Origin of the sequence: Pseudomonas sp. Pseusp97 (assembly GCF_047304025.1) — a bacterium.
Taxonomy (GTDB): Bacteria; Pseudomonadota; Gammaproteobacteria; order Pseudomonadales; family Pseudomonadaceae; genus Pseudomonas.
On the sequence record NZ_JBGLYK010000185.1, the window covers coordinates 1 to 11,728 of the forward strand.

At 65.5% G+C, this 11,728-nt stretch carries 14 protein-coding genes; 6 read left to right on the top strand and 8 right to left on the bottom strand.

The genetic code is table 11. The features are described from left to right. Positions 1 to 89 precede the first annotated feature (89 nt). Positions 90 to 1,022, bottom strand: a complete 933-nt coding sequence (locus tag ACCC94_RS22960; protein ID WP_413351890.1) for an aspartyl/asparaginyl beta-hydroxylase domain-containing protein — start codon at positions 1,020 to 1,022, stop codon at positions 90 to 92. Positions 1,023 to 1,183: 161 nt separating this feature from the next. Here ACCC94_RS22960 and ACCC94_RS22965 point away from each other — a divergent pair, with 161 nt between their 5' ends. Beyond that, a complete protein-coding gene (locus tag ACCC94_RS22965) occupies positions 1,184 to 1,723 on the top strand; it encodes a DUF2058 domain-containing protein (RefSeq protein ID WP_413351891.1) in 540 nt (179 codons plus the stop codon). Here ACCC94_RS22965 and ACCC94_RS22970 read toward each other — a convergent pair. Together ACCC94_RS22970 and ACCC94_RS22975 are read right to left on the bottom strand one after the other, a co-directional pair. Next, positions 1,713 to 2,018 carry a Rho-binding antiterminator gene (locus ACCC94_RS22970; protein WP_413351892.1) on the bottom strand — a complete coding sequence of 102 codons (306 nt, stop codon included), beginning with the start codon at positions 2,016 to 2,018 and terminating at the stop codon, positions 1,713 to 1,715. The genes ACCC94_RS22965 and ACCC94_RS22970 overlap by 11 nt on opposite strands. Before the next feature lie 10 nt (positions 2,019 to 2,028). After that, entirely contained in the window at positions 2,029 to 2,253 is a 225-nt protein-coding gene (locus ACCC94_RS22975; protein ID WP_413351893.1) for a glutaredoxin family protein, read from the bottom strand. 113 nt (positions 2,254 to 2,366) lie between these two features. Here ACCC94_RS22975 and ACCC94_RS22980 point away from each other — a divergent pair, with 113 nt between their 5' ends. Further along, positions 2,367 to 2,936 (top strand): MarR family winged helix-turn-helix transcriptional regulator, encoded by a 570-nt coding sequence (locus tag ACCC94_RS22980; RefSeq protein ID WP_413351894.1) that lies wholly within the window; start codon positions 2,367 to 2,369, stop codon positions 2,934 to 2,936. Positions 2,937 to 3,094: 158 nt separating this feature from the next. On the opposite strand, the gene ACCC94_RS22985 is transcribed toward ACCC94_RS22980, so the two are convergent. The 4 genes from ACCC94_RS22985 to ACCC94_RS23000 form a co-directional block, all read right to left on the bottom strand. Then, positions 3,095 to 4,384 (bottom strand): outer membrane protein transport protein, encoded by a 1,290-nt coding sequence (locus ACCC94_RS22985; RefSeq protein ID WP_413351895.1) that lies wholly within the window; start codon positions 4,382 to 4,384, stop codon positions 3,095 to 3,097. 185 nt (positions 4,385 to 4,569) lie between these two features. Beyond that, positions 4,570 to 5,049 (bottom strand): hypothetical protein, encoded by a 480-nt coding sequence (locus ACCC94_RS22990; protein WP_413351896.1) that lies wholly within the window; start codon positions 5,047 to 5,049, stop codon positions 4,570 to 4,572. Positions 5,050 to 5,231: 182 nt separating this feature from the next. Next, positions 5,232 to 5,885: a tetratricopeptide repeat protein gene (locus ACCC94_RS22995; protein ID WP_413351897.1), complete on the bottom strand. Its 654-nt coding sequence runs from the start codon at positions 5,883 to 5,885 to the stop codon at positions 5,232 to 5,234. Between the two features lie 114 nt (positions 5,886 to 5,999). Continuing rightward, positions 6,000 to 6,854, bottom strand: a complete 855-nt coding sequence (locus tag ACCC94_RS23000; RefSeq protein ID WP_413351898.1) for a sulfurtransferase — start codon at positions 6,852 to 6,854, stop codon at positions 6,000 to 6,002. An 80-nt stretch (positions 6,855 to 6,934) separates the two neighbouring features. Between ACCC94_RS23000 and ACCC94_RS23005 the strand changes: the two genes are divergently transcribed. Next, entirely contained in the window at positions 6,935 to 7,729 is a 795-nt protein-coding gene (locus ACCC94_RS23005) for a lysophospholipid acyltransferase family protein (RefSeq protein ID WP_413351899.1), read from the top strand. A 4-nt stretch (positions 7,730 to 7,733) separates the two neighbouring features. Here the strand turns inward: ACCC94_RS23005 and ACCC94_RS23010 are convergent, their stop codons facing one another. Then, positions 7,734 to 8,795, bottom strand: coding sequence for an SMP-30/gluconolactonase/LRE family protein (locus ACCC94_RS23010; RefSeq protein ID WP_413351900.1), 1,062 nt, complete (start codon positions 8,793 to 8,795; stop codon positions 7,734 to 7,736). Positions 8,796 to 8,878: 83 nt separating this feature from the next. Here ACCC94_RS23010 and rnd point away from each other — a divergent pair, with 83 nt between their 5' ends. The 3 genes from rnd (at position 8,879) to ACCC94_RS23025 (ending at position 11,575) form a co-directional block, all read left to right on the top strand. Beyond that, positions 8,879 to 10,066 carry a ribonuclease D gene (rnd, locus tag ACCC94_RS23015; RefSeq protein ID WP_413351901.1) on the top strand — a complete coding sequence of 396 codons (1,188 nt, stop codon included), beginning with the start codon at positions 8,879 to 8,881 and terminating at the stop codon, positions 10,064 to 10,066. A gap of 33 nt (positions 10,067 to 10,099) precedes the next feature. Continuing rightward, positions 10,100 to 10,393: a YcgL domain-containing protein gene (locus ACCC94_RS23020; RefSeq protein WP_413351903.1), complete on the top strand. Its 294-nt coding sequence runs from the start codon at positions 10,100 to 10,102 to the stop codon at positions 10,391 to 10,393. Positions 10,394 to 10,642: 249 nt separating this feature from the next. Beyond that, positions 10,643 to 11,575 carry a D-2-hydroxyacid dehydrogenase gene (locus ACCC94_RS23025; RefSeq protein ID WP_413351904.1) on the top strand — a complete coding sequence of 311 codons (933 nt, stop codon included), beginning with the start codon at positions 10,643 to 10,645 and terminating at the stop codon, positions 11,573 to 11,575. Positions 11,576 to 11,728: the final 153 nt, after the last annotated feature.

Genomic DNA, 11,728 nt, shown 5'->3' on the forward strand with positions numbered 1-11,728 from the left:
CGAACAGACCCTCCGGCAGCACCGGCGTCAAGCGGTTCGCGAGCAAGCTCGCTCCTACAATATCCCGTCAATGCGAAGGGCGCGCGCCCTCAGCCGAACAGCCAGCGCAGGATCAGCACCAGCAGCAGCACCGCGAGGATCGGCCGGCCGATGCGGTAGGCCTTGGGATAGGCACGCTTGAACACCTTCACCTTGCTGCCCACGGCGTTGCCGAAGCGAATCAGCACCGAGTAGGCCTGGTTGATCCCGCCGACGCGCTCGCCCTCGACGTTCTGCGGCGCCGTGGCGCGCCCCAGGAAGGCGCTGACGCGGCGGTTGATGCGGGTCAGCAGCGGCGACTTGAGCGGGCGTTCGATGTCGCAGAAGAGGATCAGGCGCGATTCGTCCGTCTCGTTCTTCACCCAGTGGACGAAGGTCTCGTCGAACATCACGTCCTGGCCGTCGCGCCAGGCGTAGGGCTGGCCGTCGACGAAGATGCGGCATTCGTCCGAGTTCGGCGTGGCCAGGCCCAGGTGATAGCGCAGCGAGCCGCCGTAGGGGTCGCGGTGCTTGTTCAGGTGGCTGCGCGGCGGCAGGCGGGTGAACATCGCGCCCTTGACGTTGGGGATGCTGCTCACCAGTTCCACGGTTTTCGGGCAGAGCTGCTGCGCCGAGGGCAGGGGGCCGTCGTACCAGGTCAGGTAGAAGCGGGTCCAGCCCTTCTTGAAGAAGGAGCCGAAACCGGCCTCGTTGTTGTTCAGGGCGTCGCGGATGTAGCCCTCGTCGAACAGCTGCTCGGCTTCCTCGCGGATCATCTGCCAGTTGTCGCGCAGCTTGTCGAGTTCGGGGAAGCGCTCGCGGTCCAGGTAGGGCTTGGACGGCACGCTGGAGTTCAGGTACATCAGCGAGTTGTAGGGGGCGAACCAGGCGGAGTGGTTGACCACCTGGCGCAGGAAGGGCAGCCGCACCTTGCCGCGCAGGTGCACGTAGAGGATGGCGACGAGGAAGACGGCCAGTATCGCGAGAACGATGAGCTTCAGCATGGAGGTAACGAGTCCGCTCCAGATGAGTGAATTCGAGCCAGGCACTTGCGCTGCGCTGGCACAGGCCCGAGGATTATACCCCCTGAGGACGATCCCGCCGCACCTATGCGTTGGTCTGGAGTTGTCCTGCATCACTATGGGCTGTTGGAGAGCCTCGATTCATGAGCATGTCATTGCGTGATCAGTTGCTGAAAGCCGGGCTGGTCAACGAAAAGCAGGCCAAGCAGGCCGGCAAGCAGAAGCAGAAACAGCAGCGCCTTGAGCACAAGAACCAGGTGGCCAAGGATGACAGCCAGCGCCAGGCGGCCCTGCAGGCGCAGGCCGAGAAGCAGGCCCGCGATGCCGAGCTGAACCGCCAGCAGCAGGAAAAGGCCGAAAAGAAGGCCAAGGCGGCTCAGATCAAGCAACTGATCGAGGGTACGCGGCTGCCGAAGCTGGAGTCGGACGACTACTACAACTTCGTCGACAACAAGAAGGTCAAGCGCATCGCGGTCAACGACCTGATCCGTGACAAGCTCAGCCGCGGCAGCCTGGCCATCGTCAGCTACGACGGCCGCTACGAGATCGTGCCGCGCGATGCCGCGCTGCGCATCCAGGAGCGCGACGAACGCCGCATCATCGTCCTCAGCGAGCCCAGCGGCGAGCCGGACGAAGACGATCCGTACAAGGATTACGTGGTGCCCGACGACCTCATGTGGTGAGGTCGTTGCGGTCATTGCCGGCCGCATCCAGTTCCACCCTTCCGAACAGCGCCTGCGCCGACAATGGCGTAACGGCGTGCAGACGGTCCAGCCGGAACTCCCGGCTGGCATCGTCCACCCGCACCTCGAGAAACTCCTCCAGCACTCCGCCCGCGCTCCTTCGCGTATGCGTAGTGAAGGCCTGGGCATCGAACGCCAGGCCGTCACGCCACTCGATACGCAGCCAATAGCGGTAGAGGCAGGCGATCTCCAGATAGTCATGGAGATCGCAGTGCAATGGCTGGTAGTCGCTCATGTCGCCGGCCTTATTTCAGGTCGGCAAGGGCGGCGCCGAAGTTCAGGTGCAGCACCTGCCCATCCACCACCAGTGCCGGTACCGATTTCACGCCGGCGACCTCGGCTTCGGCGACTCGCGGCGAATGCTCGCCCAGATGCACCACCTCCACTTCCCGATTCAGCAGCGGCAGCAACGCGCGCTCAGCCTCGACGCAGACAGGGCAACCGGCGTGGTAGTAAACGGCTTTGCTCATGATTTTCTCCTGATTGATTATGTATCGACTCGATACCAGCTCAGTCTGCGTGCCAGATTGCGCTTCTGTCAAACTGGTTTTTGATCGATACTATCTATCGGAGGGATCAACCCATGACCGATACGACCCTGTACGACTACCTCGAACGCATCGCCAGCCTGATGCGTGCCTGGGCGCGCGAGCAGCCCCAGATGGCGGACCTGCAGCCGATCCAGCTGAGCGCACTGAACTATCTGGCGCGCTGCAACCGCTACTCGAACACCCCGCTGGCGGTGACGGATTTCCTCGGGCTGACCAAGGGCACGGTGTCGCAGTCGCTCAAGGCGCTGGAAGCCAAGGGGCTGATCGAGAAGCGTCCGGATGCCCGCGACCGTCGCAGTGTGCATCTGGAGCTGACGCACGAGGGCAGGGGGCTGATCGATGCGCTGGTGCCGCCGGCGTTCCTGCGCCTTGCGCAGGAGTCCATGGGGGCGCGCGGCGAGTTGTTGATCGAACTGCTGCGGGAGCTGCTGGGAACCGTGCAGAGGCAGGAAGACGTGCCGGGCTTCGGCCTGTGCCGTACCTGTCGCTATCACCAGAAACGGGAAGACGGCGCGCACTGCGGGTTGACCGGAGAGCCGCTGGAGGCGGGCGCAGGCGAGCTGATCTGCCGCGAGCATGCGGAGCCCGATCAGGCCGCCTGAGCTTTTCGTAGGAGCGAGCTTGCTCGCGAACCGCTTGGCTCCGAAGTCGCCGTAAAATCTTGTTCGCGAGCAAGCTCGCTCCTACAAGGTTCTGCCTTGAATCGCGGGCATGAAAAAGCCGGGCATCTGCCCGGCTTTTTCGTGGCACAGCGTGGCTATCAGAAGCGATAGGTCATCTGCGCAGTCAGGCCGTGGGCGCTGTTGTCGTACTTGGCGCTGTAGGCCGGCTGCAGGTTGACGCCAGCCAGGCGCTCGCCGTCGGGCTGGTTCACGCCGGCGGTGGATTCCCACAGGTAGGCGTATGCCACGTCGAAGGTCATGTCGGCGTTGGGCGAGTAGCCGGCGCCCAGGGTGAAGATCTTCCGGTCGCCCACCGGGATGCGCACGTTGCGGTGCTCATTGGTGGTCGGCGACGGGTCGTAGGCGAAGCCGGTACGCAGCACCCACTGGTCGTTGAACTGGTAGGAGGTACCGATCGCGGCGGACCAGGTGTCGTGCCAGCTCAGGTCTTCGCCGATGGTGTTGAACTGCGGCAGCGGTGCGCCGGTGTTTTCCACCTCGATGGACTGCAGGCGGCTCCAGCGCGTCCAGGTGGTGCCACCGTAGACGGTCCAGCGGTCATCCAGCTTCTGGGTGATGGACAGGTCCAGGGACTCGGGCAGGGTGATGTCCAGGTTGGCATCCATGCGCGAGTCGAACAGGCCGCCCGGCGAGTTGGATACCGTGGTGTGGCCGTCGAGCTTGTACTTGACCTTGGAGTGGTAGGTCGCGCCGAGGGAGGTGCTTTCGGTCGGGGTGACCAGCACACCGACGTTGAAGCCAGCGGCGGTGTCGTCGCCCTTGATGCTGATCTTGGTCTCGTCGCCATTGCCGCCCAGGGCGCTGTTCAGGCCGCCGGTGGCCAGGTAGTTCTCCAGCTTGCCGTCGATGCGGTTGATGGTCGGACCGAAGCCGACAGCCACCACGTCGTTGAACTTGTAGCTGATGGTCGGCTGGACGGTGATCACCTGGACCTTGCTGTAGGAACCGTGGGAACGGCCCTGGAAGCCACTTTCGTAGTCGTTGATGATGCCGTAGGGCACGTAGACGCCCAGGCCGACGCTGACCTTGTCGTCCAGCGGGGTGGAGAAGTAGCCGAAGGGAACAGCGGCAAGCGGGACGGAGTCGCCCTTGTTGGAGCCCGAGGCAGAGCTGTGGGCGTCGCTGATGTCGTCCTTGGCGGAAACCACGGCCAGACCGCCGCTGACTTCCGTGCGCTTGAGCTTGGAGATGCCGGCAGGGTTGCCGTAGATGGTGCTGGCGTCCAATGCCGAGGAAGCACGGCCCGCGTAGGCGGTACCGGCGCCGCTGGCGCTCTGCTCGTTGATGGCGATGCCGTTGGCAAACACCTGGGCGGAGGCAGCGCTAATGGTCAGTGCGATGGTGGTCTTGAGCCATGTTGTTTTCATTGTTAGAGCAACTCCTGTGTTTATCGGCGCGCAAGCTACCAAGATTCCCGGGTCTTGGGTAGTGGTGGGCAGGCGCTCTACCTTGGGCTTCGGGGCTCAAACAAGCGTTCCATCTGATTGATGTCCGTTCGTCGCTGTAGGTAAATTATTTCTGACCGATCGGTCACCATTCGGGCGCTGGGTTTTCAGGCGACTCGACTGAAATTTCCGACGTAGCTGTGCCAGGCGTCGACGAAGTCGTGAAGGCGTCCATGAGGGTGGAAAACCTGGCGCCATACCCGGGCCAGTTCCATGGGATCGTCTGCCAGCGGCAGGGGCAGATGCTCCGCCTCCACCAGCATCCACGCGATGGCCGTGCTGTAGCGCAGGTTGACCGTCAGTTCGAGATGCGGCGCGTCGAGGAAGGCGTGCTGGCTGGCCAGCCCTCTCACGCGACTGGCCAGCTCCGGGTCCAGCGCCAGGAATCCGTCCCAGAGCGTCTGGTGCCGTTGTTCACCGATGCGATACAGCCCGTGGCCATGGCTGTCATCGAGGGCGCTCCCCAGCGCCGACTGACAGGCCGCCGCCCCCAGCAGCAGCGATTCGGCCGCGACACTGTGGCGCCCCAGGTACTGCAGGGTGGGGCGGATCACATACTGGCAGAGATCGTTCGCGGCGATTCCCATGACGTCCTCGTCATCAATGACCGGCGGGGCTGGGCGTCTTGGCAGCTTCTGATGGTTATCCTCGGCCCCGCCGGAAGCGGACTTAGCGGCTCGAATTGAAGTGTAGTGCGATGAAGATGATGTAAAGGCCTGTTTTTAAATTGTTTCGTCGGCGCAGTAAGCCTTCATATTCCTTCTGGCGATTAGATGCTCGGCGGTAACTCCGGCATTGCAGCGAGCTTTTCCTCGGCCTCTTCGTGGCCCTGGTCCGCAGCTTTTTGGTACCAGGCGCGCGCCTGCGCCGGGTTCTTCGCCACGCCACGCCCCTTGGCGTAGCTCTCCGCGACCTGGAACTCGGCATCCGGATCGCCCTGCTCGGCCGAGAGCAGATACAGGGCAAAGGCCTTCTTGTAGCTGCGGGTCACGCCGGTGCCGTTCTCGTACATGATCGCGAGATTGAACTGGGCGTCCTTGTCGCCCTGGTCGACGGCCTTCTGGTACCAGTACACCGCCTTGGCCGAGTCCTGCTCCACGCCGTCGCCGTTGTCATAGGCGTTGCCGAGGTTGTACTGGGCGCAGGCATGGCCCTGCTTGGCGGCCTTCTCGTACCAGTACGCGGCCTTTTCGTAGTCCTGGTCGTACTCGTCGCTGCCGGCGTCGTATTCCAGACCGAGCGTGTACTGGGCACTGGCGTGGCCGGCCTTGGCGGCCTTCACCAGGTCCTCGCCGTAGAGATCGGACCATTCGTCCTGGATGGCGCAGGGCGTGGCTTCCAGTTCGGCGGCGTGGACGGGGATGGCGCTGCACAGGCCCAGCAGCAGGCTGGCGAGCAGGGTTTGGCGAATGCGCGAAGGCATGGGATCACTCCTTTGAAGAATGGGCACGAGTCTGAACGATGCCCTGACACCTATCCATAGGAACGGAAGGCGCCGGTGTGAAGCACCTTCCGTTTTTTCAGCGGGAGCGGGAGCTCAGTCGCCCTTGGCCACCGGGCGGCGGGCATCGTTGATCCACTCGCTCCAGGAGCCGGCATACAGGCGACCCAGCGGGTACCCGGCCAGGCTCAGGGCAAACAGGTTGTGGCAGGCGGTGACGCCCGAACCGCAGTACGCCACCAGCTCCTCGGCCGGGCGTCCGCGCAGCAGGGCGGCGAAGCGCTGGTGCAGGTGTTCCGGGCGCAGGAAGCGGCCGTCCTGGCCGAGGTTGTCGGTGAAGGCCGCGCATTGGGCCCCGGGGATGTGCCCGGCGACCGGGTCGATGGGTTCGATCTCGCCACGAAAGCGCGGCAGGCCGCGGGCATCGATCAGCGGCAGCTCGGCATCGCCGAGCTTCGCGGCCAGTTCGCTGGCACTGATCAGCAGACTGTTGTCCGGTTCGCCCTTGAAGTCGCCCGGGCGCAGCGGCGTCTCGGCGGTGGTCAGGCGCAGGCCTGCATTGCGCCAGGCGGTCAGGCCGCCGTCGAGCAGGTAGACGCCTTCGCTCTTGCCCAGCCAGAGCAGCAGCCACCAGGCGCGGGCGGCAAAGGCGCCAGGGCCGTCGTCGTACAGCACCACTTCGCTGTCGGCGTTCAGGCCCCAGGCGCGCAGGTGCTCCTGCAGGTGCTGCGGATCGGGCAGCGGATGGCGCCCTGTGACTCCCGGAATCACCGGGGCGGAAAGGTCCCGGTTGAGGTCGGCGAAATGCGCGCCGGGGATGTGGTTTTCCTGGTAGCTGCGCGCGCCGTAGGCCGGGTCCTCGAGGGCGAAGCGGCAATCGAGCAGGACCAGATTCGGGTCATCGAGGCGGGCGGCCAGTTGCTCGGGCGTGAGCAGGCGGGCTTGGGTCATGGGCGCGTTCCTGTGTCGTGACGGGGCTTTGGCGCATCATAAGGCTTGTACGATGAAAAGTTGGTGGGGAGTTGGCGAACATGCACGACCAGCAATCGGCACCGCGCAAGGCGGGCCCGCTGCGCGTCGCCCTGGTGGGACTGGCGACCGTTCTGATCACCCTGGGCTACAGCGTCCGGGTCCTGGCGCTGGGCGCCATCGGCCGACTGCGCCGGGCCAAGGTCGACGGCTTCACCCGCGACTGGTCGGGCAGCCTGCTGCGCCTGACCGGCGCGCGCCTGAGCCGTCACGGCGAGGTACCGGACTTCGGCGATGGCCGTCGCTACATGATCCTCTGCACCCACTCCAGCTTCTACGACATCCCGGCGATCTTCGTGACCATGCCCGGTTCGATCCGCATGCTTGCCAAGCGCGAACTGTTTGCCGTGCCGGTGTGGGGCGCGGCCATGCGCGCGGCGGAGTTCCCGTCCATCGACCGGCACAACCGCCACCAGGCCATGGCGGACCTGGCGAAGGCGCGGGAAATGATGGAAAGCGGCATCGTGCTCTGGGCCGCGCCCGAAGGCACGCGATCCAGGGACGGCAGGCTGCAGCCGTTCAAGAAGGGTTGCTTCCGCCTGGCCCAGCAGACCGATGCGATCATCGTCCCGGTGGCGATCCGCGGCATCCAGCAACTGCTGCCGGCCGGCGGCCTCAAGCTGAATATCGGCATGCCGGTGGAAGTGCATGTCGGCGCGCCCATCGACTCCACCCAGTTCACCGAACGCGGCATCGAGGCGCTGATGAGCGAGGTGCGCGAGCGCATGCTGGAACTGCTGGAACCCGATGCAGTGCCCGCTGCCGCGCCTGCCCTGAAGGAACAGGCGCCGGCCTGAGGCGTCAGTGAATCGGGAGACGCCCTATGCGGTCGTTCTCCAGGCTGCCCAGGTAGAGCACGCCATTCACCGGCTTGGCCGAGGTCACCATGCGCAGGTGCTGGCCGCTGGTGTCGTGCAGGCTGCGCACGATCTCGCCCTTCTCGTTCACCTGGATTACCAGGCCGTAGGCCACCGGCTTGGGCAGGACGGCCCGCGGCAGCTTGGTGAGCTGGCGTTTCAGCCAGGGCATCTGCTGGATCATGTCGGCATCGGCCTTGCGCGGCGAGGGCAGGGCCACCCAGAAGGTGCCGCTGCGGTCGCTGGCGAGGTTGTCCGGCAGGCCTGGCAGGTTGTCGATGAACACCTCGTGCTGGCCGGCCTTGTCGCCCTTGAGCCAGTAGCGGGTGATGCGGTAGCGGTAGGTCTCGTTGACCAGCACGAAGTCCTCGTTCTGCGACAGTGCCACGCCATTGGCGAAGTACAGGTCCTTGAGCAGCGTTTCGGTCTTGCCGGTGGCCGGGTCGTAGCGCAGCAGGCGGCCGTGGGGACGGGCTTCGAGCAGATCGAGGATGTAGTCGGGCTGGTGGAAACGGCTGGAAGCGTCGCTGAAGTAGATGCGGCCATCGCTGGCGATGTCCAGGTCGTCGGTGAAGGCGAAGGGAACGCCATCGGCCGAATCGGTCAGCACGCGGACCTTGCCCTGCGGGTCGACCTGCAGCAGGCCCTTCCAGGCGTCGGCGACTATCAGGTTGCCGCTCTTGTCGAACGCCAGGCCCAGCGGACGGCCGCCTGTCTCGACGAAGGTCTCGGCCTTGCCGTCGGCGCCGATGCGCACGATGCGCCCGTCATCCAGTCCGGCGAAAACCCTGCCCTGGCTGTCCACCGCCGTGTCCTCCGGGCCGACGATCTGGCCCTGGGCGAGGAGTTCGGCCTTCATCAGGGTGTCATTGGGTTCCATCACGCCGGTCATCGCTGGCGCCTTGGGCGGAGACCAGGCCAGCGGGTCGATGGGGCTGGGCGTGAGCGCCAGGTAGACCGCGAGGGCCAGGGCCAGCAGGACGACCAGTCCGAGAAGCTTTTTCATGCGCGAGTTGCCTTCTTGTAGTTGTGGGCGGGGCAAAGCGTAGAAGTTGCCATGCAGTCGGCACAGACCGATGGCCGAGTGGAATGCTCGCACATCATGCATCTCTATATACTGCGCGCACCGAAATGAAGGAGAAGTTCGTGACCATCCTCGACATACAGTGGATTCGCGACGATGCCACCCTGGAGCGCAAGTGCCAGGACTGGAAAGAACTGCCCTACCTCGCGCTCGATACCGAGTTCATGCGTGTCGATACCTTCTATCCGGCCGCCGGGCTGGTGCAGGTGGGCGACGGCAGCGGCGTGTGGCTGATCGACCCGCTGCTGATCCGTGACTGGTCGCCGTTTGCCGCCGTGCTGGAGTCGCCGCTGGTGGTCAAGGTGTTCCACGCCTGCGGCGAGGACCTGGAAGTCTTCCAGCGCCTGACCGGCAGCCTGCCGCAGCCGCTGTTCGACACCCAGCTGGCCGCGGCCTACCTGGGCATGCCGCATTCCATGGGCTACTCCAGGCTGGTGCTGGAAATCCTCGGCCTCGACCTGCCCAAGGACGAGACCCGCTCCGACTGGCTGCAGCGCCCGCTGACCGACATGCAGGTGCGTTACGCCGCCGAGGACGTGCAGCACCTGGCCGAGGTCTACGTGAAGCTTGCGCCGCGGCTGAGCGACGAGAAGCTGCAATGGCTGCTGGCCGACGGTACCGACCTCACCCTCAACCAGAGCCGCGTGAGCGACCCGCAGCAGGCCTACCTCGACGTCAAGCTGGCATGGAAGCTCAACCGCCAGCAACTGGCCGTGCTGCGCGAGCTCTGCGTCTGGCGCGAGGAACAGGCGCGGCTGCGCAACAAGCCGCGCAACCACATACTGCGCGAGCACACCCTGTGGCCGCTGGCGCGCTTCCAGCCGGCCGACAAGGTCGCGCTGGCGCGCATCGACGACATGCATCCGCGCACCGTGCGCCAGGACGGCGACACCCTGATCGCGCTGATAGCCCACGCGGCGAAACTGCCCGAAGCGGCCTGGCCCGAAACCCTGCCCGAGCCGCTGCCGCGCGAGATCACCCCGGTGCTGAAGAAACTGCGTGAAGTCGGCCAGAAGCAAGCCGAGCGCCTGGAGATGGCGCCCGAACTGATGCTGCGCAAGAAAATCCTCGAAGCCCTGCTCAAGACCGGCTGGCCCGACGGCCCCTACCAACTGCCCGATTCGCTGCAAGGCTGGCGTCGCGAGCTGATGGGCCAGGCCCTGCTCGACAGCCTCGCCCAGCCCGACGAATGACGCGGCCCACTCGATAAAGCGGAAAGAACCGACATGAAACGCATCTGCTCCATCTACAAGAGTCCGCGCAGGAACGAGATGTACCTGTACGTCGACAAGCGCGAAGCCCTCAGCCGCGTGCCCGAGGCGCTGCTCGCCGCGTTCGGCGCGCCGCAGCACGCCTTCGACCTGGTCCTGAGCCCCGAGCGCCAGCTGGCCCGCGAAGACATCAACCTGGTGCTGGAGAACATCGAGAAGCAGGGTTTCCACCTGCAGATGCCGCCGGCGGAGGAGGAGTACATCCAGCACCTTCCCGAGGAATTGCTGCGGCGCAACGATCCGGTCTGATCGAAACCGTATCGTCACGCCGCTCAGGTCGCGCGCCCGCCCGGTGGTGGCACTGTGCAAGTGCGCGGCTTGAGCGCATTATGCAGGGGTAAAAAGGGTTCAACGGAGCGGAACGCTTGGTCTCTGGATGTGTCTATTGGCGCCTGACTTCCCTAGAACTGACGACGATTTCCCCAGGGAAGGTCCCTTGAAGCGAGTCCAGATGCGCCAGCCGGAAATATTCCACCGTTCGAAGCGAAAGGCCTGACCATGCGCCTGCTCGTACTCGATCGCGAACACTCCCTCTATGCCGCCCTGTTGATGGCGGCCGAACCCCGTTTGACGGTGATCTCCGGCAATGATCCCAACAAGCTGGTGGACGCCGCGGCAGAGTGCCCCGTGTGGCTGGGCGAGCCGACCCTGGCCGCGCAACTCTTGCGCCAGGGCGTACACCCGGTCTGGATCCAGTCCAGCTGGGCGGGCATCACGCCGCTGCTGGCCGACGATCTGCCCAAGGACTACGCCCTGACCCGCGCCGTCGGCATCTTCGGCCAGGTCATGACCGAATACCTGCTCACCTACATGCTCGCCCACGAGCGCCAGTTCCTCGGTCGCCTGGCCAGCCAGGTCGGCGTGCAGTGGGACGACCGGGTGCCGGGCAGCCTGAGCGGCCGGCAGATCCTCATCGTCGGCACCGGCGAGATCGGCCAGGCCGTGGCACACATGCTGGCGCCTTTCGGCGTGGACCTGGTCGGCGTGGCGAAGAACCCCCGCGCGCTGGTGCCTTTCGGCCGCATGGGCGGGCTGGACGACCTGCCGCGCCTGGCCGAGACCGCCGACTACGTGATCAACCTGCTGCCCGACACGCCGGAAACCGCGGATATCTACAACCTCGCGCTGTTTCAGCGGATGAAGCCCACCGCCCTGTTCCTCAACGCCGGGCGTGGCACTTCGGTAGTGGACGAGGACCTGGTCGCGGCGCTGGAGGCCAACCAGCTGGCCGGTGCGGTCATCGACGTCTGCCGCCAGGAGCCGCTGCCGGCTTCGCACCCCTTCTGGCACACGCCGCGCCTGCTGCTGACCGGCCACACCGCCGCGCCGACGTTGCCAACCCTGCTGATCGACCTGTTCCGCGATAATCTCGCGCGCTTCTGGGCGGGACAGGCCATGCGCGGCGAAGTGGATTTCTCGCGCGGTTACTGACCCCTTCGCACATGAAAAAGGCCCCATTCGGGGCCTTTTTCGTTAGAGCGCTTTTCGTAGGAGCGGGGGGGGGGGGGGGGGGGCGCCCCGGCCGCGGGGTGGGTGGGGGGGGGGGGGGCGGGCGGGGCGAGGGGGGGGGGGGCGGGCGGGGGG